General features: G+C 36.5%; 29 protein-coding genes and 1 pseudogene. 26 read left to right on the top strand and 4 right to left on the bottom strand.

Annotated features, from left to right (window positions below; translation table 11 throughout):
* Nucleotides 1-25: 25 nt before the first annotated feature.
* The 16 genes and pseudogenes from G6R08_RS22355 to G6R08_RS06265 all read left to right on the top strand — a co-directional run.
* A pseudogene (locus tag G6R08_RS22355) lies at nucleotides 26-352 on the top strand (ATP phosphoribosyltransferase regulatory subunit); the annotation flags it as partial.
* Between the two features lie 36 nt (nucleotides 353-388).
* A complete protein-coding gene (locus G6R08_RS22350) occupies nucleotides 389-715 on the top strand; it encodes a His/Gly/Thr/Pro-type tRNA ligase C-terminal domain-containing protein (RefSeq protein WP_338035452.1) in 327 nt (108 codons plus the stop codon).
* Between the two features lie 894 nt (nucleotides 716-1,609).
* Nucleotides 1,610-2,080: a DUF1648 domain-containing protein gene (locus G6R08_RS06330; protein WP_163527209.1), complete on the top strand. Its 471-nt coding sequence runs from the start codon at nucleotides 1,610-1,612 to the stop codon at nucleotides 2,078-2,080.
* A gap of 613 nt (nucleotides 2,081-2,693) precedes the next feature.
* Nucleotides 2,694-2,954 (top strand): hypothetical protein, encoded by a 261-nt coding sequence (locus tag G6R08_RS06325; RefSeq protein WP_163527208.1) that lies wholly within the window; start codon nucleotides 2,694-2,696, stop codon nucleotides 2,952-2,954.
* Nucleotides 2,955-3,077: 123 nt separating this feature from the next.
* Nucleotides 3,078-3,359, top strand: coding sequence for a hypothetical protein (locus tag G6R08_RS06320; RefSeq protein ID WP_163527207.1), 282 nt, complete (start codon nucleotides 3,078-3,080; stop codon nucleotides 3,357-3,359).
* 86 nt (nucleotides 3,360-3,445) lie between these two features.
* Nucleotides 3,446-4,030 carry a hypothetical protein gene (locus tag G6R08_RS06315; RefSeq protein WP_163527206.1) on the top strand — a complete coding sequence of 195 codons (585 nt, stop codon included), beginning with the start codon at nucleotides 3,446-3,448 and terminating at the stop codon, nucleotides 4,028-4,030.
* A gap of 442 nt (nucleotides 4,031-4,472) precedes the next feature.
* Nucleotides 4,473-4,913, top strand: a complete 441-nt coding sequence (locus G6R08_RS06310) for a lipoprotein (RefSeq protein WP_163527205.1) — start codon at nucleotides 4,473-4,475, stop codon at nucleotides 4,911-4,913.
* A gap of 188 nt (nucleotides 4,914-5,101) precedes the next feature.
* Nucleotides 5,102-5,881: a hypothetical protein gene (locus G6R08_RS06305; RefSeq protein WP_163527204.1), complete on the top strand. Its 780-nt coding sequence runs from the start codon at nucleotides 5,102-5,104 to the stop codon at nucleotides 5,879-5,881.
* Between the two features lie 133 nt (nucleotides 5,882-6,014).
* Complete coding sequence (locus G6R08_RS06300) at nucleotides 6,015-6,551, top strand: DUF5412 family protein (protein ID WP_163527203.1); 537 nt, start codon at nucleotides 6,015-6,017, stop codon at nucleotides 6,549-6,551.
* A gap of 331 nt (nucleotides 6,552-6,882) precedes the next feature.
* Nucleotides 6,883-7,407 (top strand): DUF6241 domain-containing protein, encoded by a 525-nt coding sequence (locus tag G6R08_RS06295; protein ID WP_163527202.1) that lies wholly within the window; start codon nucleotides 6,883-6,885, stop codon nucleotides 7,405-7,407.
* Between the two features lie 54 nt (nucleotides 7,408-7,461).
* The gene (locus G6R08_RS06290) at nucleotides 7,462-8,010 is read left to right on the top strand and encodes a hypothetical protein (protein ID WP_163527201.1); all 549 of its coding nucleotides are present in this window, start codon (nucleotides 7,462-7,464) and stop codon (nucleotides 8,008-8,010) included.
* Between the two features lie 111 nt (nucleotides 8,011-8,121).
* Nucleotides 8,122-8,496, top strand: a complete 375-nt coding sequence (locus G6R08_RS06285; protein WP_163527200.1) for a DoxX family protein — start codon at nucleotides 8,122-8,124, stop codon at nucleotides 8,494-8,496.
* A gap of 445 nt (nucleotides 8,497-8,941) precedes the next feature.
* Entirely contained in the window at nucleotides 8,942-9,535 is a 594-nt protein-coding gene (locus tag G6R08_RS06280) for a YdeI/OmpD-associated family protein (RefSeq protein ID WP_163527199.1), read from the top strand.
* 473 nt (nucleotides 9,536-10,008) lie between these two features.
* Nucleotides 10,009-10,854 carry an SDR family oxidoreductase gene (locus G6R08_RS06275; protein ID WP_163527198.1) on the top strand — a complete coding sequence of 282 codons (846 nt, stop codon included), beginning with the start codon at nucleotides 10,009-10,011 and terminating at the stop codon, nucleotides 10,852-10,854.
* A gap of 526 nt (nucleotides 10,855-11,380) precedes the next feature.
* On the top strand, nucleotides 11,381-12,478 hold the full coding sequence (ddlA, locus tag G6R08_RS06270) for a D-alanine--D-alanine ligase (protein WP_163527197.1): 1,098 nt from the start codon (nucleotides 11,381-11,383) through the stop codon (nucleotides 12,476-12,478).
* A gap of 79 nt (nucleotides 12,479-12,557) precedes the next feature.
* Nucleotides 12,558-13,031 carry a GNAT family N-acetyltransferase gene (locus G6R08_RS06265; protein ID WP_163527196.1) on the top strand — a complete coding sequence of 158 codons (474 nt, stop codon included), beginning with the start codon at nucleotides 12,558-12,560 and terminating at the stop codon, nucleotides 13,029-13,031.
* Nucleotides 13,032-13,111: 80 nt separating this feature from the next.
* On the opposite strand, the gene G6R08_RS06260 is transcribed toward G6R08_RS06265, so the two are convergent.
* The gene (locus tag G6R08_RS06260) at nucleotides 13,112-13,765 is read right to left on the bottom strand and encodes a pyridoxine/pyridoxamine 5'-phosphate oxidase (protein ID WP_163527195.1); all 654 of its coding nucleotides are present in this window, start codon (nucleotides 13,763-13,765) and stop codon (nucleotides 13,112-13,114) included.
* A 313-nt stretch (nucleotides 13,766-14,078) separates the two neighbouring features.
* On the opposite strand from G6R08_RS06260, the gene G6R08_RS06255 reads away from it, so the two are divergent.
* From G6R08_RS06255 to G6R08_RS06220, 8 genes are all read left to right on the top strand, one after another.
* Nucleotides 14,079-14,507, top strand: coding sequence for a group-specific protein (locus G6R08_RS06255; RefSeq protein WP_163527194.1), 429 nt, complete (start codon nucleotides 14,079-14,081; stop codon nucleotides 14,505-14,507).
* Nucleotides 14,508-14,605: 98 nt separating this feature from the next.
* Nucleotides 14,606-15,160: a GNAT family N-acetyltransferase gene (locus tag G6R08_RS06250; RefSeq protein ID WP_420810378.1), complete on the top strand. Its 555-nt coding sequence runs from the start codon at nucleotides 14,606-14,608 to the stop codon at nucleotides 15,158-15,160.
* 38 nt (nucleotides 15,161-15,198) lie between these two features.
* Entirely contained in the window at nucleotides 15,199-16,119 is a 921-nt protein-coding gene (locus tag G6R08_RS06245; protein WP_163527193.1) for a phosphotransferase family protein, read from the top strand.
* A gap of 130 nt (nucleotides 16,120-16,249) precedes the next feature.
* Entirely contained in the window at nucleotides 16,250-16,420 is a 171-nt protein-coding gene (locus tag G6R08_RS06240; protein ID WP_163527192.1) for a hypothetical protein, read from the top strand.
* A 134-nt stretch (nucleotides 16,421-16,554) separates the two neighbouring features.
* Nucleotides 16,555-16,950 carry a VOC family protein gene (locus tag G6R08_RS06235; RefSeq protein ID WP_163527191.1) on the top strand — a complete coding sequence of 132 codons (396 nt, stop codon included), beginning with the start codon at nucleotides 16,555-16,557 and terminating at the stop codon, nucleotides 16,948-16,950.
* 20 nt (nucleotides 16,951-16,970) lie between these two features.
* Nucleotides 16,971-17,339 (top strand): DUF1801 domain-containing protein, encoded by a 369-nt coding sequence (locus tag G6R08_RS06230; protein ID WP_163527190.1) that lies wholly within the window; start codon nucleotides 16,971-16,973, stop codon nucleotides 17,337-17,339.
* A 69-nt stretch (nucleotides 17,340-17,408) separates the two neighbouring features.
* Entirely contained in the window at nucleotides 17,409-18,467 is a 1,059-nt protein-coding gene (cobT, locus tag G6R08_RS06225) for a nicotinate-nucleotide--dimethylbenzimidazole phosphoribosyltransferase (protein WP_163527189.1), read from the top strand.
* A gap of 187 nt (nucleotides 18,468-18,654) precedes the next feature.
* Complete coding sequence (locus G6R08_RS06220; protein ID WP_163527188.1) at nucleotides 18,655-19,332, top strand: GumC domain-containing protein; 678 nt, start codon at nucleotides 18,655-18,657, stop codon at nucleotides 19,330-19,332.
* 79 nt (nucleotides 19,333-19,411) lie between these two features.
* Here the strand turns inward: G6R08_RS06220 and G6R08_RS06215 are convergent, their stop codons facing one another.
* From G6R08_RS06215 to G6R08_RS06205, 3 genes are all read right to left on the bottom strand, one after another.
* Complete coding sequence (locus G6R08_RS06215; RefSeq protein WP_163527187.1) at nucleotides 19,412-19,795, bottom strand: hypothetical protein; 384 nt, start codon at nucleotides 19,793-19,795, stop codon at nucleotides 19,412-19,414.
* Nucleotides 19,796-20,009: 214 nt separating this feature from the next.
* Nucleotides 20,010-20,219: a PepSY domain-containing protein gene (locus G6R08_RS06210; protein ID WP_240339655.1), complete on the bottom strand. Its 210-nt coding sequence runs from the start codon at nucleotides 20,217-20,219 to the stop codon at nucleotides 20,010-20,012.
* A 200-nt stretch (nucleotides 20,220-20,419) separates the two neighbouring features.
* Entirely contained in the window at nucleotides 20,420-20,692 is a 273-nt protein-coding gene (locus G6R08_RS06205) for a hypothetical protein (RefSeq protein WP_163527186.1), read from the bottom strand.
* Between G6R08_RS06205 and G6R08_RS06200 the strand changes: the two genes are divergently transcribed.
* Nucleotides 20,681-20,947, top strand: a complete 267-nt coding sequence (locus G6R08_RS06200) for a biotin/lipoyl-containing protein (RefSeq protein ID WP_079527858.1) — start codon at nucleotides 20,681-20,683, stop codon at nucleotides 20,945-20,947. The two genes, G6R08_RS06205 and G6R08_RS06200, sit on opposite strands and share 12 nt — an antisense overlap.
* A 178-nt stretch (nucleotides 20,948-21,125) precedes the next feature.
* Entirely contained in the window at nucleotides 21,126-21,968 is an 843-nt protein-coding gene (locus tag G6R08_RS06195; RefSeq protein ID WP_163527185.1) for an aldo/keto reductase, read from the top strand.
* Nucleotides 21,969-22,096 lie beyond the last annotated feature (128 nt).

The raw sequence follows: 22,096 nt of genomic DNA, 5'->3' as shown, positions 1-22,096 counted from the left end.
AAGTGTAAAAGGGAAACGAGCAAAAAGTGTAAAATTCAACTTGACGTCTACACGAGGTGTAGCCAATTTAATAATTGATCACATAAGAGCTTTTTTGACTGATGAAAAAAACACCACTATTAACTATTTTGAATCCTTTGCAAAACGAAATGAGTTCGTGAATCAAGGATTAAACGAGTTAAAAGAGCTTGAAGCTTTTTTAGACATTCTTGGTATTAAAGAACAGTGTATTTTCAATCCTTTTTTAGCAAGAGGTTTAGAGATTTACACAGGTACAATATACGAGATCTTTTTGACTGACAGATCCATAAATTCGAGTATAGGTAGTGGAGGAAGATACGATAATGCAATAGGAGGTCTTATTGAGTCAAATGAGAAATTTCCAACAGTGGGTATATCGTTTGGCTTAGATGTTCTTCATGCTGCTTTAAGTAAATTTTTAAAGACACAAGAGAATACTGATATAGATTACTATATAATCCCACTAGGTACACCTAAGGAATCGTTACTTGTGGCAAGTAAGTTTAGAAAACAAGGTTTTAAAATTGAGTTGGAATTAAGCAACAAGAAATTAGGTAAAGCACTTGATAAAGCAAATAAAGAAAATTTCTGTAATGTAATTATCATTGGTGAGGAAGAAGTAAGAAAGAATCAACTTAAAATCAAAAATATGGATTCTGGAGTGGAAAGTATCGAGCCCTTCTATTTTAATTGAATGAGTAGTTAATGCTGTTTTGAAAATTAACTTGATACTGAGTTACCCGTATAAGGCCTCATTTCCGGCGTAAGTAATTGGAATGGATGTGAGTAATTTATTTTTATTAGACATTGTTTATAGAAGCCGACTTGCTTGAATTGAGCCACTTATTTAAATGACCTCAATGAAATTGGATATTTATGTTAATGTAAGGTTGGAGATTATGAGCTTTATGTTTAAAACATTAGCAAGGAGGAATTCCCTTCTCATTATGAATAAACGGAAAAGGTTAATTTACTTTGTGATATCGGGACTTATAGTCATCCCATTATCAATTATATTTTGGGGGTTAAGTGGAATGGGTGAGAGTGATAATGACTATAATTACATATTTCTTTTACCTTTAATAGTATGGTCTCTTGGTTTTGCTTTGCAGCTTAAGCGTATCACCAGGGCGTGGGGGATTATCGTAGCATTAATCCCAGCAACTCTTTATCTGATATTAATTGCTAGATTCTATTTTTGGTAATCATCAATTTAATAGTGACATCAAGTATCTTAATCAATACCAGGTAATAGATAATCAAAAAGAATATCACAGTAAATTTTGTGTAGGACCATAGATGCCTAGCTAATTGAGCGCGTTCCGAAGTCTTGAATTGCGCTCTTTTTGTGTAGATCTGGGTTGATTTATTGAAAGCTAATTAAAAGTTTCCAATTTGTGTTAAAATGCAAATGACTTTTCAAAAATTAAACCTTTCTCACAAGGTTACTAACTCTTGTCGCTGCTATTATCTTATTAGAGATCAGGGGATTAAAAAGAAGCGCATATATAATTTTGCAATAACCACTAGCTGAGATAAACCTATATTCAGGTATTTTCCTTAATAGGCTTTGATGCGAGGAGATAATATGGAAAAAAGTAAAGGTTGGACAAAAATATTAACGTTCTTTTTCGTGATTGTACTGGGGTTCCATTTGATACATTTGATTTTGTTATGGCCAGATATTCCTGACCGTATCGCAATCCACTTTATGAATGGCGATCCAGGTAATGGGGGGGCAAAATGGTATTTGCTGATTATGCCAGTAATAGGTGTTTTAACATGGTGGTTGTTAGGGAGGTTAACTAAATATCCCGAAAAGTTAAATTACATTAATTTAACTGAAGAAAACCGAGATAGGCAATACAAAATGATGCGGAAGACCATGGAAATAATGCAAAACCTAGTTTTTCTTACATTTATATTGGCTAATGAAGCATTTCTAAGAGATGTTCTTGGTGCTAAAAATGATATTTTCTTTTTCCTATCTATCGCTTCACTGCTCTTGATTCCATTGGGGAGCTTCTTCAACCTGGTTTGGGCTGCACGTTTAAGTTAGAAACTGGACTCTTTGTACAAATATGCAATTTTTAAAGAACTACGGTTGATTCAGATCCCCTAGAAATTCCTTTAAGAAGAGCTTTTACTGCTATATAAGAGGGAGAGTTCTAAATGGAAAAAATTATTGACCAGGACTGGGGAAATGTTTCTTGTAAATATCTAGTTATCAATATATTAAGTCTCTTATCCCTAAGGAAAATCAGTAAATTAGAAGGGAAGAGAAAATCCTTGCGAGGAAAAATGTATAGGCTTTAAATCAAATTTAATAGTGTACTCCATAAAAAGGGAATTTTTGAGTAATAATCGCCTCTATTTCTTTGGATGAGTATGGAGAGAGAATCTTTATTAGACAAACTATCATTCATGCGATAAATATAATAATGCTTCTTCTATTATTTTTTTTAGGAGTTTTTTTGATATTTGGACTTCATTTTGTGCAACAACCTGATCCTTATACAGCGGAACACGTTGCTTTAAGTGTGATTTACATTTTATGGGGTGTAAGTTACTGGATTCAGTTTAACGATCACTTTAGTGAACGCATATTCACAAGAATCTGATGAAAATGATTGGTTATTTCATTTGTCATCCATAACGGAAGGAGATAGAGGATGAAAGCAGTAGAAGTATTATTGCTTATAATCGCGATGATTGGAGTTGGTACATACCTGTTTTATAAGGCTGATTATATAATTTACATAGCTTTAGCTGGAGGAATCGGCTTTTCAATATTACATTTTATAAGGACATATGATAAGAGACGAGGGGCAGTATTAGGTAATCCAGATGCCAAATACTACCGTACCTTTGATACTGACTATGATGATTTTTCTGATGGGGTCAGTTTTACTGATGAAAGTAGTGATAACTAGTAAAAAATTTTTAATGGGAGTAAAAAAGTATTTGATTCAATCCTTTTGAAAAAACAAGTGGAGAGTCCACCAAGAGACTAAACTAAGCAGCCAGGTTAATAAAACAAGAATAGAGGTGCTTGGATGAAATATAAGATATATAGAATAATACATCTTGTTTTAACAGGAATGATCACTATTCCTATTACTCTTTTTGTAGCAAGTGGAGGCTTAGGTGAGAATTTTACTGGTAATGTTTTTGTTTACCCTCAATTTCTTTTAGTTATAGTAGTGTGGACAATTGGAGCTGTGCTTTCATTTAATAGAAAAACAGCAAAATATGGGTTGATTATCAGTGCTTTACCACCTGTATTCTTCATTGGAAATATTATTTTTGCATTTTTAAAGTTCGGGGTATTGAATTAAAGGCGCGCTCTCCTTGAATCAAAAGGCATCCTTCCTAAGTTCGATTGTAGACAAAAATTATCATTGCCAAGGGGGAATATTTAATTTTGAGAAAGTTATTTGGAGTCTTAATATTCGCTTTGATGATATTTGTTTTAGGTGCTTGTAGTAGCAATTCCAAAGCAAATACTATTTCTGCGGCTGATTTATCGGAGAGGGAATCCGCTATTCTTTCTACTGCTTCAGAACACTCATTTGTATTTGATTTCCATTTAGCCAGTGAATCCAAAAAAGTATCTGTATGGATTGAAAAATATAAAGATGGGGAGTTAGTTGATGATAAATTAAATAAGCTATCACTTATGGCTGAGGGAAATGGAGCCATTATATTTACAACACCAAAGGAAAAAGGTGAAGAAAAGAAACGTACATTTAATATTGGGATTAGTAGTAATGGGAGCACGGGCTCAACTGTCAGACTGGATAATGATGTAGATCAGAAGTTGAGTTTTTCGGGTAGCTTTAAAATAAATGAAAAATCTGTAGAAGAAGAGGAAGCAGTGCTGGCTGGAATTATTTATTCCGAAGACAAAAAGGATACAATATCTTTACGGTCAAGTTTTTATGAAGATCCTAGCGAATTACAAAAATATGATGTTGTGTATTTATTTAAAGCAGAATTTCAAGAATAAATCGTGTCCTTTCTTGTATCATTGGGCCGTAGAATAAAGTGAGCTCTGAGGCTGGTTCAAATTCTGATTCACCCTACTGAGATCATGGTAAAGGAGAAGTGAGCAGTTTGGGTAAAAAATTTATAGGATACTCAATGATCACTGGTATGGTAACCTTTTCCTTATGTTTAATTATTTTCTTAGAGATCAATTCTCCATCGCCATTCATAGGTAGTCTTGTTGTTGCATTTATGATATTTGAGATTAGTTTTTATCACTTCTTCGGAAAAGAAAAACGGAGTAAAAAGCTACGGTAGCGGAAGTTTAGGTTCTATTCCAAAAAAAGGCAGCTCATCTTGAGTACAACAAGTGTCATTGCAGGAATAAATCCATATGATAAATCGTACGGTTATTTTCCCCATTTTATTAAAGGATCAAAGAGAAAATAAAAAGGGTGTTTTTATTGAAAAAAGTTTTTTCATTGCTGATCCTGTTGTTAGTTTTAGCTGGTTGCTCAACAAATGAAACCAGTAATTACCACTATATATTTGTAGGGGAAAGCGAACATTGGAAAGCCAAATACGATGTAGAGGGAACCGAAGTTTGGAAAGACGAAGAAGGAAACCGTATATCGTATTCCCACGAAGATAGTTATGAGTTTTTGCTTGAATATAAAGGTACGTTAACTAAATTGGCATCTTTTAATAAACTTGAGTATTCCTTTAGAACAAGTTCAGGTGGTGGAAGCAGCAAATTAAACTTAGATTATTCACTTCAGGATTTACAGTTTACACGTAGAGGTAGTTCAATAAACGGAGCCAAATTGAGTAAAGACGAAGTTATTAAAGTTATCGTAAAATGGGGTAATAACAAGGAAAAAATAGAATTGCAAAGTAAGAAGTGAAAGTAGTTCTCCGCAACCAGGTGCCTTTTTTGTAAGGGAGAGCGTTCCTCTGTATTTAAATTGTGTTTACTGGAGGGTTATTATTGATACATTACAAAAAAGAATACACTTTCCAGTCGCTCACAGAAAGGTGTAGTCTTTTAAAAAATGGTACATAAATTACTGCAGCAAGAAGAAGGGGAGAGGGTATGGATAGAAAGATAAAAAAGTGTTTTCAAAGAAAACTTATAGCAACAATTGCATCAACAACCATTATTTCGTTCTTCTTTGCATTGTTTTACATATTGAAAGAGCCTAATTCTACATATAATCAAGGTAATAAATTAATAGCTTGGTTTTTTGTCTATTTTGTTTATATCTGGGCCATTATTCTGGTCTATGGAAACCTGGTTTCTGCTGGAATAGAGCACCTGCAAAGAAAGTGGTTTAGGAATCTAGATTGGCTGTATGTATTAATCCTCGGAGTGTTTGGCTTAGTGAATGGCGTCTTCTTTCAGGAGATGTTCCTTGCGTATTGTGGTATGGCAGCTGCTATTCTTTATGGAATCATTGATAAGTGGGCTCACAAGAGAATTCGGGGGAACAAGAGAGTGAGATTGATCCTTCTCATCCCTGTTGGTGCCTTACTAATATCCTGGGGAGTTTTGCAAATAAGTTCTCCGTCTTTGCCCCCTTTCACAAAGGAAGATGCGGTCGGTTTTGCTACGAAGGGTGAAGGTACTGTTATTGATGATTTTCCTCAAGAAATTGGACAGAAGGTGAGCAATATTGGAGGATATCAAGTCATAAAAGAAACGAGCATCGAAGAAATTAAAGAGGAAGTGTATTTGGTTAAGTTCACTAAACAGTGGAGCAAGGGTCAAGAGAAAGGTTCTAGGACTCTTTCTTACAAAGTTAGCCGGGGAAGTTTAACATTAAAAGGAAGTACAGGAGGTTCGTCTCCGTACTATAGAAATCCGCAGTACTGAAGTTTACTAGATTCTTTTGAAATCAATCCAGTGTCAGGTATTTGTAAGGGAAAAGTTTTTTTGTAAACTTGCTGCTAATTAGCAAGTTGGAGCGGTTCACTGGATGAAGTGATCTCGTAAAAGGGGGATTTTGTTGGAAAGGAAATATAATGTAGGCTCATTTAGTTTATCGCTGTTTTGCCTGGGGATTTCTTTATACTCCTTTTATTCCCATATAAACAATATTTGGTTAATCGCACCTCCAAATTACATTGTCCTTCTACTTTCCATAGTTGCATTTACTTTAGGGATAAAGGGTTTTAAAGATAAAACGAATTGGTTTTCAAAATTAAGAAGTTGGGTATCGGTAACGTTATCTTTGTTATTATCTATTAGCCTTTTTCTTGCATGTTCACTCTCCATTTTAGCGTCCTCATTTGGAGCGAATGAACATATTAAAACCGTCCATTCACCTAATGATGAATATAGAATTGATTTTTACCATTGGGATGCAGGTGCTGCAGGCACATTTGGAATAAGAGGAGAATTAAATGGACCGCTACGGTTTAAAAAAAGAATCTATTTCCAGAAAAGAACTGAGGATGTAGAGGTTGAATGGAAAGGCAATGATACTATGTCGATAAATAATCATATTTTGAATTTGGATAAAGGAGATACATATGGTTATTAGAATGATAACTGGATACTCTTTATAGGTATTTCTTATTTAAATGTTAAAATGAACGGAGTTTTAACGATCGAGGTGTTATAAAGTGAAAAAATGGCTTTATAGTTTATATGCTCTACTCTTAGCATTAGCTTCTATATTCACTGGAGAAATAGTGACATTTATTATGCTGGGATTTATTCTAACTTGCCTGCAAAATATTCATTCCACATTAAAGGAGATACTTAAAGTGAATAAAGAGAAATTGAAGATGTAACTATTTTAAGTTAACCACATGGTCTTGTGAAACAGGCGCACGACTATGGTTGGTCAGTGAAATTGGGGGCAAGACAATATGATGAAAATCGCTATATCAGTCTTAACAATTGTAGTTTTAATGATGGTTGGAACAGTTTGGGCGGCACAAGGAAATTTATTTTCAAGTGCTGAGGAAAAGAAAGACATGTCTGCAGAAGAATCTGGAGAGATTACAGGCGATCCAGGCACTAAAGAAGAAGGAAAACAATCTAATGAGGAAAACCCATTTGGTCAAAATATAGGTGTAGATGAGCTAACAGGTGATGATCTTAGAAGGTACATTCACGGGATGTCACATCAAAAGGTGAAAGCTAACGAAAAATGGTGGTTTTATGAGATTAGCGATCAACGAATTGAATGGTTATTACATAGTTTAGATGAATCAGATATTAGTAATGATGAATTATACAGAGTGATCCTTGAAAGGTGGCAAGAGGGAGACTTCTCTCAGGTTGTTGAAGACCATAATTTTATTTGGGGACTAGAAGATGGAATTGTGGGTAAAGCCACAAGAATCCTAAGCGAAGAAGAAGAAAGAGTCTATATTAATAGTGAAAAATGAGGTCCTCTACAATGTTTTTGGGGAGGTCTGCAGAGACAAGGTAGGTAAGATTATATGATTAAAAAGATTTATTCCAATTTTATGGTAGATTTTATGAGGTTTCTATTAAAGCTTTTATTCACTATGTATGGTGATAAACTTAAAAAGATGGATGTATTTGAAGACATCCAAAACTTAATGAGACGAGCACGACAAACCTTTATTGATTCTCATCAACTGAATGAAGATCTTACCAAAGGGCCAGTACCAGGTTCAACTAAATCAACTAGAAAATTAATAAAGGCATTTGTAATAAATCGCTGCCTATTTGAAGAGGATGAGCAGGAATTTCATTTACGGGTAGCTAGAAACTGGGCAGGCAGAATCTTAAAAAGCTTTCATGTCTCTTTGTTTTTCACTGCCCTGTTTTTAATTACTTATTTGAGTATCTTCTTTCTTCACTCTTATATTAGCGGGTGGATTGGTTTTCTTTGGATAGTGATACTGTTCCTAAGCCCATTGATTGGCTTTATTAGTGCTTTCTGGGTAAAAGGGTGGAAGGAATGGGGGCTCATTCTACTCAATATCTTTTTCTTTATCACATTTATTATGATCATGGCTTAATGTGGGGATTAATTTATAAAGATGTATGTAGACCATTGAAGAGTTACAGCAGACAGGTGGTCTTCCGAAGTAACAGGAGTAATAAATTGTAAATGAAAAGGGTGCGTACATATGAAGTTATTTTTACGATCACTATATTCGATCCTCTTATTTGGAGCGGGTGTCTTGCATTTTACCCATGAACAAAGTTTCCGTAGGAGTGTTCCGGAAACACTTCCCTTACGACGAACTATCGTACTAGTCTCAGGTATTTTTGAAATGATTTTTTCTGTCTTGCTCTGGGTGAAAAAAGGACAAGATATCACCGGAAAACTCTTAGCACTTTTTATGACCGCTGTTTTTCCAGCAAATGTGTATATGGCTGTGAGAAGGATATCATTCCGGCCCGGAGAAGAAGCGAATCCTTGGATCCTATGGCTGCGTTTACCTCTGCAACTTCCACTGATTGTTGGGGCGTTAACGCTGGGAAGAAAAGGTAACGGATAACTATGCCAGGATCGGTGAAACAATAATAGAGACCAAGCCTATAGTGTATGTGTTTGTAGGAAACTATGGAAGTGGAACACAATTGTTGGATATGTTGGAGGTAAAATAAGATGAATGAATTGATTTTAGTTTCAATTCTAGCATTGGTATTTCTAACCTATAAATTTGTTAAGGTGCTAAGAAACAAAGAGGTACCAAAAGTTAATAGAAGAATTGCTTGGTCATTGTATAGCTTTTCTCTAATAGGTTTAGTCATAGTAAATATCATTTTTTCTTAGCCTCTTAATTAAAGACACGGGCACTTTTCTGTAAAAAGTATTAGCGCTGAATTTCCATCTGGAGTGCCTTTCTGCTGAAGGTGGGCAGGATATTTTTAAAAAGAAGCCGAAATAATTAGAGAATGATCACTGTCGGATAATCGTGAAAAATAAAAGGGGTGTTCTTAATGACACATAGTAAAATGAATCCTAAGGTAGATGACTATTTAAAAAAGGCTGCCAAATGGCAGGAAGAATTTGAGAAGATGCGAAATATCGCTCTTGATTGTGATGAGCTGACCGAAGAATTTAAGTGGGGCCATCCTTGTTACACCCTTGATGGAAAAAACATAGTTCTAATTCACGGCTTTAAGGAATATTGTGCGTTTCTGTTTCACAAAGGTGCTTTATTACGGGATTCTCAAGGAATTTTAATCCAACAAACGGAGAATGTACAGTCGGCGCGCCAGATTCGGTTCACCAATATGCAAGAAATAGTGGAAAAGGAAGCCATCTTAAAAGAATATATTAATGAAGCGATTGAAGTTGAAAAAGCCGGGTTGGAAGTTCCTAAAAAGGATAAAAAATTCACTATTCCTGAAGAACTTCAAGCTAAATTCGACGAGGTCCCTGCCTTGAAAACGGCCTTCGAAGAATTGACGCCTGGACGGCAAAGAGCCTACATTCTTTATTTTTCTAAAGCCAAAAAACCCCAAACTCGAGAGTCAAGAGTTGAAAAATATATGCCGCACATTCTCGATGGAAAGGGATTAAACGATTAGTATATAGGATAAGGAGAATCCTTAATAGTCCTGTCTATTGGATTCTCCTTTATTTTTGATGCAGTCTTAGTGAGGGGTAATTATAATATTTCAACTTTCACATGGATCACTAAGCTGTTTTTTGAGATGATCTTTATATACTTATAGGTAAGCTGTGGTGAATACATACAATGCAAAAAAAGCCGTGGTATTTGAAGAAAGGGTGGATCTATATTTTATGTTTTGTTACGCCGCCCATTGGTTATATTCATGTTTTTCTTCACCGGAAAGATTGGGAACATGAAGAAATGATAGGTTACTTAGGGGTTGCAACGATCACTGTTTCGTTTTGGTTGTTAAAATTTGTCCCTTTTTGGATTTCTATGTTCTTCATTATTTTTGTACTGGTTTGCCTTTTGGCAAGGGACCTATTGAAGAAATAAATACTATGCAGGCATTGACCGTGGTGTCATTTTTTAGAGGAGGGATAGATCATGCAGGACAAAATCGCCATAATTACTGGTGCAAATTCAGGAATGGGGCTAGCCACAACCGTGGCCATGGCTAAGAAAGGGTTCCAGGTTATTATGGTTTGCCGAAACCCTGAACGTGGAGAAGATGCATTGCAAAAGGCTAAGACAGAGAGCGGCACCGACCACATTGAGTTGATGATCTGTGATTTGGGTTCATTGGCGAGCATCCGGGCATTTGCGAATACTTTTTTGGAACGTTACTGTCAGCTGGATGTCCTGATTAACAATGCGGGTGTTGTGTCGCTGAAGCGGGAAACTACTTCGGATGGGTTTGAATCGATGATGGGAGTAAATCATCTTGGACATTTTTTGTTGACCAACCTGCTGCTTGATTCATTAAAGTCGGCCTCAGAAGGGAGAATTGTTGTGGTATCTTCGGGAGCTTATAAGGCTGGACGCATTCATTTTGATGACCCTCATCTTTCAAATCGTTTTAGTGTATGGAAGGGATACGCACAATCCAAACTGGCCAACATTTTATTTACAAAAGAAATGGCAGATCAATTAAAAGACACAAATGTAACAGCGAACTGCCTTCATCCTGGTGCTGTTGGAACGAGTCTTGGTGTCAATAGAAAAACAGGGTTTGGTAAAACAATCCATGCTCTGTTAAGGCCATTTTTTCTCACTCCGGCAGAAGGAGCAGAGACGGCAGTTTATTTAGCCACAAGCCCGGAAGTGAAACATATAAGCGGTGAATATTTTTATAAAAAGAAAACCAACTCTTTACCGGCAAAAGCACAAAGCAAAGAAATGGCAGAAAAATTATGGAACTGGAGCGAGCAACAAGTAGGCTTGGGCAATTGAGGTTTCATTTGCGGCGGTGAACTCCCACCCTACATTTACGGACGCTTATGGTTTAGAAAATGAAGGCACTAATTCATTTAGAAAAAGCATCGGAATCATGTACAGCCCACATAATGGTTGATTTCCTATAGATAAGAGTTTATGGGCATCAGGGAGCGGAGCGAAGTTGGGCGGAGTGTGAGCACTAAAGTGGGCTATTTGAGCTTTTCGTAAACAGTATAATCTGATATTTATCATCACTACCATCTTTTAAGTCATTTGAAGTGATATTAACACAATAAAATTTGCAGTAATATTAAATCTGATCTGTTTCTCGAATACCTGTCTAATCAAAGTTGTAAGTTACAGACACACGGGGATTTTATGTGGCAAGTAAAATCTAAGCACATGATTAGGGGAACAAAATAAGGAGAATGGCAACTGCATAATTTGAATAAGTACATTAAGAGCGGGAAGTCCTGTGGAGTAAGCTTGTATGTAGAAGTCTTTATTTGTGAGCATTTTAACGAAAAAGGAGTCAGATAAAATGGGGAAAATTAAAGTTGGCTTACTGTTTGGAGGGAAATCTTCAGAACATGAAGTGTCACTTCAATCTGCTAAAAACATTATGGAAGCCATTGATCATGAAAAATATGAAGTTACACTCATTGGCGTTGATAAACAAGGGAACTGGCATTTAACGAACAACACACAGTACTTACTCAATGAAGATAATCCTAAATTTATTGAACTAAACAAAACAAATAAGAATATTGCAGTTGTACCAGGCAGGGAAAATAATCAAATTCTCAATGTGAATAGTTCGGAGGCTTTTGAACAATTAGATGTTATCTTTCCTATTTTACATGGTCCTTTAGGTGAGGACGGAAGTGTGCAAGGCATGATTCGTATGGCCAATATCCCGTATGTGGGTCCTAATGTTCTTAGCTCAGCTATCTGTATGGATAAGGATTTAGCAAAAAGGCTTTTAGCTGCCTCAGGATTCAAAGTGGCTAAATGGATATCTGTGAAAAAGTCCGAGAAAAAATACCCTGCATTTGAACAGGTGAAAGAGAAAATAGGTACGCCGTTTTTTATTAAACCTGCAAATCAAGGTTCTTCAGTTGGTGTAAGTAAAGTGCAAAACGAAACAGATTACCTAAATGGATTAAAGACGGCTATGTTATATGACCACAAGGTATTGCTTGAAGAAAACGTGATAGGTCGAGAAATAGAATGCGGGGTATTAGGTAATGAAGACCCCGAAGCATCATTACCCGGCGAGATTCTTACGAATGGGGACTTTTATTCGTATGAGACAAAGTACATTGATGAGAGTGGAGCTATATTAAAAATACCAGCCGATGTAAGCAAAGAACAAGAGGATATGATACGCGAAAACTCTGTGAAGGCATTTGAAACTTTAGAATGCCAAGGCCTAGCAAGAGTCGACTACTTTCTTTTGGAAAATGGAGAGCTTGTGATTAATGAGGTCAACACGTTGCCTGGTTTTACAAAAATCAGTATGTATCCTAAGCTGTGGGAAATAAGTGGAATCAAGTATCCTGAACTGATTGAAAGGTTAATCGAATTGGCTATAGAGCGCCATAAAGCAGACCATGAGTTAAAAAATTCTGTGGACTAAGTATGTTAGTTATTCTAATGTTATCAGTACTTGCAAACCATCCAAATTAACCCTTAACTTTAACCTTGGAGGAAATACTATGACTAATGATGAAAACATTGTGCTTATAAAAGCAGACCTGGATCAAATAGATTTAGTTGCCGAACTTTTTGACAAATATCGGGTCTTTTACGAACAGCCATCAAACGTAGAGGAAGGAAAAAAGTTTATTCGTGAAAGAATGGAACATCAACAATCCGTGATTTTTCTGGCCATCGAAAAACAAGAAAGCTTTGAAAAACCATTAGGATTTGTGCAGCTTTATCCATCCTTTTCATCAGTCAACCTAGCAAAAATATGGATCTTAAATGATCTGTACGTTGATCAATCTGCGAGAAGAATGGGAGTAGCTAAGAGTTTAATGCAAAAGGCCAAAGAACACGCCTTAGAATCAGGTGCAAGAGAATTAACACTTGAAACAGCCAGCAGCAATCATAAGGCACAACATTTATATGAATTAATTGGGTATGAGAAGGATGAGAAACATTTTTATTATAGTTTATTGATTAATTGAGGAGGTTACCTTCAATAAAGGTAACTTCCTAACTTACATATGCGGGCGCGTTTGTCTTATGAGGGGGATTTTTATAACTTTCAAGGCCATAACAAACGATGATTCCAATGACCACCATTACGAAGATATTGTACCCTTTTGTGTTTGCGGCCTGGATCCCCTTGCCAAAATTCCACCTCATCTGCAAGGACAGCAAACAGTTTCCAGTTTGGGCTTACCATATTGGGGTTTTGTTTTAACCATTCATTCGTTCCCAATAATGCTTCATCCAGATCTTCGCGTTGTATCATTTCTTTGCTTTGTTTTCTTAGTAAAGCTAGAGCCCGAGCCTCGCTTGACCTTTCCAAGAAATCTTTTGAATTTTCCTCTGTGGCCATTTCGGAAGCAGTTCCGCGTATCCGAACCTGTCTCCCCATTTCTGGCCAATAAAACGTTAAGGCAACTTTTGGGTTTGATTGCAATTGTTCGCCTTTTCTACTAGTGGATGATGTTGAAAAGTACCATTCATTACGAGAAACATCTTTTAGAATGAGGACCCTCGCATCAGGTGCCCCATTCTCATCAACAGTAGATAATGTCATCGCATGAGGTTCATGAACACCTTCCTCAATCGCAAGATGCAGCCATTGCAAGAATAAATCTGTAGGGTTATCGGTTAAATCTTCATTGTGAAAATCAGGGAAAGGGCCGGCCAAAGACTTTAAGCTTCTTAATAAATCCTTTGTTTGCTTCATGTTCTCACCCCTTCTGTACTATTGTCTCCTATATTAATGTAAAGGAAATCATTTTTTAAATCCATTATAGAATTAAATAGTAATAGACTATTTTTGGAAAAGGGGGTACTCCCTAGTTGGATGAAGGGTGATGCGGTGGAGTAATTGTGCAGATGGTGGGATTTGAAAAAATTCATTCGAGATTAAGGTTCAAAGCTTTTTTATAAAGGAGTTTTGAGTAGGTAAGTCGAACCATTCTATAGAATGTCTGATACTTACAAAATTTATATGGAGCAATTATGGGGTTACGGGGCAATAGAAACGGAGGGTAAGGATGAAGTTTTATGTTGCGTCAAGTTTCAAAAATATAGATAACGTACGGTACTTGAGTGAACAGTTGAAAAGTCAAGGGTATGTACAAACATATGATTGGACCCAGCATAAAAAAGTATCAACACTTGAAGACCTTAAGGAAATTGGTCAACAAGAAAAAAATGCTGTGGCTGAGTCTGACTTTATCGTTTTGTTATTACCGGCGGGAAAAGGGAGTCATATTGAATTAGGATTAGCACTGGGACTCAATAAAAGAGTTATCCTTTATTCACCCAGCAATGAAATTGATAACTTTGCTACCACTAGCACATTTTATCAGCTGTCTGAGGTTGAAAAGTTTATAGGTTCGTTAGATGGGTTAGTTGAATTTTTAACAGCTAATGCAGAGGAGACCTTCAAGTACACTAAGCACGTCCACTCAGTTAAGTAAGAGGATTGAGTCAATAATTTCTCTACTAACTAAGTAGCTTTTCAACTGAATTATGATAGTGTTGCTAGTTCTGTAAACTGGGCTAAATGGAGGGGATCTTGATCAACCGTTACACAATTTCACTTTCGAACGATAGATTATTGTTAAGAGAGATTAGCGAAAATGACTGGGTAGAAGTCCATAAATATGCATCACAAGAGAAAGTTTGTCAATATCAACCATGGGGGCCTAATACAGAACAGGAATCACAATACTTTGTTAATCAAATCCTAAACGATGCAAATAAAGAATCAAGAACAAGGTATGTACTTGCTATAGTTAATAAGGATAGTGAAGAAATGATTGGGGCTGGCGAGGTTAATATTAGGGATTTTACCAATAAAACCGGGGAAATTGCCTATATTGTTCATCCAGATTATTGGGGAAAAGGAATAGCGACAGATGTTGCCAGACTATTGATTAATTTTGGTTTTGAAGAACTGAATCTTCATCGCATATATGCTACTTGTGACCCTAGGAATATAGGCTCAATAAAGGTATTAGAAAGAGTAGGAATGACTAAAGAAGGGCGAATTCGTGAGGATATGTTAATAAAGGATGGCTGGAGAGATTCTTTACTATATAGTGTTTTGGAACACGAACGGATTGAGTAGAAAACATCTGTATCAACTAAAATGAAAGGAAAGGTTTTTTGACACATTTAGAACAGAGAATTAAAGAAAAAGGATGGGAGCTTCTTCACAAAAAAATTATTGACGGTGCTCATGCAGGTCGTATTTTCAGAATTGATGTGTTAGATGAGGAAAATAAAAGAGGAACATACATATATAAAGAATTCGCAGCTGAACGGAATAATGAGGTAGGTATATACGGGGCACTATCAAATCATATTACGCCGTTCAGTAAGTTAATTGAAGTTTGGGATTCCTCTCCTCAAGCCATTCTTATGTGTGATCTAGGGTCATCTCTAAAAATCACTTTTGACCAATTATCTATAAAAGATAAGAGAAGTTTAATTGTAGAAATCTTACAAAGGTTATCAGATCTACATACCACAAATCTCAACCTGCCTGATAGTGAATTAATTACTCACCGAATAACATCAGAATGGCGTAACTGGTGTATAGAGGAAACGGAGAAATTGTGTGCTCATCATAAATGGGCAGAACCTGAATGGGTACAAACATTAGAAGATACTTATAAACAACTAGATTTATATAACTTTGAAGTGAGAAGTCCTTTAGTTTTAACACATGGGGATCCTCATTTAGAAAATATATTCCGTTCTAAAGACCAGATTTGGTTAATTGATTGGGAGTGGGCGGCATATGGTTCACCCTTGAGGGACATAACGATTTTATTACAGGACATTTATAACCCTGACTTGATTCAATTTGTGTTTGAATCTTATAGAGATATTTTAGAGGCTAAGAAGTATTTTATTGAAAAAGAAGATTACAAAAAAGACTTTGAGTTTCTTTATGTAGACCATACAACAATGATGCTGGCTTGGGAAATAGAGAAGTATTTTCAAGGGTATACATCTGAAGATGAAATTAAAAAAATAACCGAATTTAAAATTGGTGAGATTAGAAGAATAATGATGAAATAGCTTTCTTCCTATATGCAACCAGGTTATTCTCATTCCCTCACCATGACCAGGAGAAAAATAACGAAACCGATGTGAAATTCGATCGTATATCCTACTAGCAGCAATTATTAGAGTTGTAAGGGGTATCGTTATGAAGGATAAAAAGTTTTTTTACATACTAGGCGGCGTTTCATACGTTTCCTGGATACTTTATTTTCTATTATACTTATCGGAATATACGACACATGAGACTATTGAAGCTATCACGTTTATCACCGTAGTCATGGTTTTTTATTTTGCCATTACGATTATTTATCGTTAAGGGCGGAGCTTAGTAATTTGCTCGTTGTTCTGGATTAGGAAGTGATTTTTCTCAACAAAATTTTGATTAGAAGATAATGTTCTATATAATGCATAGTACAATGGACCATAAAACTTTCAAGGGAGGAAAAAGTAATGAAAAAAATTGTACCTCATCTCAGAATCGAGAATTGTAAGGAAGAAATTGAGTACTATCAAAAAGTGTTCGGTGGAGAAATTAAGAATACACAGCTATCTGACGGCATTGAAATGTTTAAAGGCCATGAGGGGAAGTATATTCACGCAGAGTTACATATCAACGAGCATTGCATCTTATACATGGCTGATGTATTCGGTAAGAAAACTGTTCAAGGCAGTGACCTCCTTCTTGGCCCTGACCTCGATAGCGAAGAAGAGATCACCAGAATTTACGACGAGCTTGCGAAGGACGGAGAAGTTCAAATGGAACTGCAAGATACATTCTGGGGAGCGAAACATGCTATTGTTAAGGACAGAAACGGAATCTCCTGGGAATTGAACTTTACAAAATAATATGGTGGAGGAGAAAAAAGATGGCTGATAAAGAAAGAACAACTGAAGAAGTTGATCAGTTGATTGAAGGATTGCCAAATGATATACAAACTATTGTACTTTCTTTGAGAAAGATCATCCTTAATTCTTCACCTAAGCTTATAGAAGAGTACAAATGGTCTATGCCCAACTATTCGTATAATGGCTTAGTTTGTTATCTTCAACCTGCCAAGAAACATGTTAATCTGGGTTTTCACAGAGGAAATGAACTTCAAGATAAGGACATGAACGAGTTATTAGAAGGTACAGGGAAAACAATGCGACATATAAAAGTAAAGAAGGCTGAAGATATTCAGCCAGAAGCTTATACTTCACTCATTCAAGAAGCGATAGCTTTGAACGAGAATTAGCTTAGTTTAAGGAGTAGTTTCTACGACTCCTTTTTTTACTGAAGGATTCAGATTTTGGAGGGGATTAGATTGACAGCAACTAAATTATCGGCTTTTTCCATCCCTGAATTGGATAAGTATGTCGGTAGACGAGTGAAAAGCCATGTAGACTCGCTCACTGTACCGCTTGGCAGCTTAGGTCGGCTTGAGGAGTTGGTCGTCGAGTTGGCTGAGATGACCGGAAGTGCATTTCCGGAAGTTTCAAGACCTGGTGTAATCGTATTTGCAGCCGATCATGGTGTGACGGCTGAAGGAGTTTCGGCTTATCCAAAAGAGGTAACCGAACAAATGGTCCGCAATTTTCTAAACGATGGAGCGGCTATAAATGTTCTAAGCAGGTCCATAGACGCTTATTTTGATATTGTCGATATTGGGATTGATTCGGATTTCGCTGGGAAAGGATTGACTGTTAAAAAGGTACGACGTGGGACAGGGAATTTTGCAAAAGAAAATGCTATGACACGGAATGAAGCCATCGAAACGTTGGAAATAGGTTATGAGCAAGGGAAGAAGATGATTGAACAAGGGGCGAAATGCCTGATTCTCGGTGATATGGGAATTGGAAATACGTCTGCTAGTTCGGCTATTATTTCAGTGGTGAGCGGTGAACAGATTGATACTCTTATAGGCAGGGGAACAGGTCTTACAAAAGAAAGCCTAGTACATAAAAAGAACATCATAGAAAAGGCGATTGAAGACAGAAAACCTAATCGACATGACCCGATTGATTTATTATCGGAAGTTGGTGGGTTGGAAATTGCCGGTATCGCGGGAGCCATGCTTGCTGCAGCCAGTTACCGCGTTCCAATACTGGTGGATGGCTTTATCTCAACGACAGCGGCGGTTATTGCAAAAATGATTTCGCCGAGAGTAATAGATTATATGTTTGTCGGTCACCAGTCTATTGAACCTGGTCATAGAAAAGCGATTGAATTACTTGAAAAGCAGCCACTGATCAATATGAGGATGGGAGTTGGCGAAGGAACAGGAGCAGCAGTTGCATTCCCTATCTTAAAGTCAGCTACTTTATTGTTGAAAGAAATGGCCACATTTGAATCGGCAGGTGTTTCTTCAAAAGACAACAAGTAAGTAGGATGGGAGATCACACATGAATTGGCTGGTTAACATTATATCTTCTGAAAAAGGAATCCACTTTGAGCAAAATGGATTCCTCTTTATATGGATTCATCAAAGGTCTATCTAGAATTTTCTTTTCACAATTCAGCTGGAATGCTGGAGTAGAATAATATAAAATATGAACAGGGAGGTGATTTTGTTGGAAAATGAAACATTGGTGAGTCGTATCTTTGAAAAATTAGAAACACTGGAAAAAGGACAGCAGGACTTCAAAGCGGAAATGAACGATTTTAGACTAGAACTGAATGATTCTAGACAGGAAATGAATGATTTTAGGCAAGACACAAAGTTAGAATTGAATGGTTTTAGACAGGAAATGAGTGACTTTAGACAAGAAACCAAAACAGAATTAAATGATTCCAGACAAGAAATGAATGATTTTAAGCGAGACACAAAGATAGAAATGAATGGTTTTAGGCAGGAAATGAGTGACTTTAGACAAGAAACCAAAACAGAATTAAATGATTCCAGGCAAGAAATGAATGATTTTAGGCAAGACACAAAGATAGAAATGAATGGTTTTAGGCAGGAAATGAGTGACTTTAGACAAGAAACCAAAACAGAATTAAATGATTCCAGACAAGAAATGAAAGATTTTAGGCAAGACACAAAGTTAGAAATGAACGGTTTTAGTCAAAAAATAAATGATTTTAGACAAGAAACACAGGCTGGATTCAAGAAGTTAAACGAGAAAATAGATTTACTCACGAAACAAACAAGTAATGCTGTAATTGAAAATCATTCTAATGAATTGAAGTTTTTATCCAGCAAAGTTCAGCAATTAGAAAAAGACATATATAAGTTAAAACAATCATAAAATGCTCTTTAACCAAAGGCTTACAGAAACCCTCATCCCCTAAGGCTTCCTTATATTCTTTGTTCGCCTAAAGTTTCTATTACTTTTGCTGCAACTGAACAGTAAATGGCTTAATATCATATAATTTAGCTACTTCCTCAAAGGATTGTTTTATAATCTTTCCACTTTTTTCACCTTTATGTTCAACTTTGGAGATTAGCACAATATAGTTTACCTTTTTTCCATAGTCCTGACTCATGATTACCCCAGTCGAATCATAACCTTTAGATTTTAATTTATCAGAAACTGCTTTTACAAATTCAGATTGTTTCCTAAGAGCAGAGTGAGTTTTATCTACACTTTCAATTTCTGTAGAGTTTTCTGCATTAACTTGATTATGTCGTGTCTCATCTTTATTCATAAAGATGAACATAACTCCAAGAATCAAACTAACTGCTAAAACTCCAAGAAGGATTTTTTTCATCCTAAACCCCATTTCATCCGGATAGTTAGTATATAGTATGTCCAAGAGTTGTTATCGAGAAGTAAAAGAGAACATAGTAGTTAATTATGGTATGGATCTCCTACACAATCTACCCTTTTTAAACGAAAAAGAGCGCTAATCCTTATTATAGAAAAGCGCCCGGATAATGAATAGGAACACTTCAATAGGACTGCTCCCCTTCATCCAACCTTTATTAATCGAAATCTTCTTGTTCGATTTTTATAATATTTCCATTACTTGCATGCACTTCTACTTCATACACTCTATTCTGTGATGTTAGTATGAAAATTTCATAAACTAAAACCCCATGTTCCAAATCCATATCGATGTGAAGAATTTGTCCAGGTATCCTTTGAAGAGCAATATCTTGTGCTTGTTCCATCGTTAACCTTTGCCTAAACATAAAAGCTTAAGCCTCCTCATTTGAAAAAATGTAGTCATTCATCATATGTAATGGGCAAATTACAAGTGCAACTCAAAGCTGGTTCTTTTCCGTTGTACCTCTGTAGAAGGAACATTTTTATGGTCGAGCAACACTGATAGCCTCTTGCAAAAGACTCCCCTTTAGATCCTTTGACACATCCCTCACCAAGTAAGGAAAAATTAAACTGTTTTTCGTTCAATTAAATGAGCGGAAAATTCTTCATTGGAGATCGCTTGATCCTCAATCACCTGAAAAAATAAGTTCTTTCCAATGTTGAATAATTTCATTTCACTTGTAATAAGATTCATAATTTTGGATATAGGATTTAAGCAAATTTCTAAAAAGGAGAGGGATTTGTCAGGATTGGAAAACATAAATATGTAAATATGGACGATGTAGTCTAGTGCAGTGAAGATCTTAGTAAAAGGAAGGTGAGCCCCATGACGATTCATGAAGTGATGCCCATCAAGTGGGATAGCAGGGAGATTGTAACCAGCCCTATTATCGGGAAAGTTGAAGACGTCTGTGTCAAATTTGGGGAGAGAATTTATGAAGGGCAGCCTTTATTAGTCATAAAAAAGGAACAGGGTGGTTTAGAGCAAATTGCAGCTGGAATCACTGGTGTAATCGATGCGTTGAACGTTCAGAAAGGAGATATGGTGATCCATGGGCATGGGTTGATTTTTATTAGAGACGACTTGGATTAATCAAACACGCAAGTTTGAGGAATAGAATAGATCTCAAAATGGGTGCTGTCCCGCAAGTCTTATTTTACGACTTGCGGGACAACTCTTGTTCGTTTTAAGTATCTTCATGTGACGAATAATTGTTTTTCGACCCAGGTAGGTGATAATCTTTACATATAATAGAAAGGAGTGATGGGTCATGGGTAGATCTATCCCAGAGATTACCCTTAATGATGGTGTAACTTTGCCAGTTATAGGATTGGGTACATACAAGCTTAATGGAAATGCAGGTGCCCAGGCGATCAATAGTGCAATTGATACAGGGTATCGACTGATTGATACGGCTTATAATTATGAAAATGAAGGCACTGTAGGTGAAGCCGTACGGCGCAGTCCGATTCCAAGGGAAGAATTAAGAATCACCTCTAAACTACCAGGTCGTTATCAGGAATATGATAAAGCTGTCACTGCTATTCAGGAATCCTTGTATCGCGCTAATCTCGATTATTATGATTTATACTTGATTCATTGGCCAAATCCTAAGCAAGGTCTTTATGTTGAAGCCTGGCAAGCATTGATAGACGCTAAAAAATGGGGACTGATTCGTTCGATTGGTGTTTGTAACTTTTTGCCCGAGCATATGGAGCAACTAGAAAAGGAAACCGGTGTTAAGCCGAGCATCAATCAAATTGAATTACACCCGTTTTTCAATCAGGAACAACAAAGAATATGGCACGAAGAAAATAATATTAAAACGGAATCCTGGAGTCCGTTAGCTCGAGCTAATGACGTGTTACAAAATGAAACGATCAGCAAGATTGCCGAGCATCATAATAAGACGATTTCACAAGTTATTTTGCGTTGGCATTATCAACTAGGCTCTATTTCAATTCCTAAATCTTCATCTCCTGAACGTCAAATTGAAAATCTATCAATTTTTGATTTTTCACTAGACGAGACTGAAATGGGCATGATTGCAGAGTTGACTCGACCGGATGGCAGAATGAACGATCTGGATCCAGCTGCTTATGAAGAGTTTTAACGAGATGAAATGAACAGCCCGCCACTTGTTTGGATAAGTGGCGGGCTTTTTTATGCCAAAAATCTATCAAAAGCCTCATCCCAAAAGCCAACTTTCGACGCAAGGAATCACTGATCCCCATGGAGAAA

It is taken from the genome of Halobacillus ihumii (assembly GCF_902726645.1).
Lineage (GTDB): Bacteria > Bacillota > Bacilli > Bacillales > Halobacillaceae > Halobacillus_A > Halobacillus_A ihumii.
This window is presented reverse-complemented; position numbering and strand designations above follow the sequence as displayed.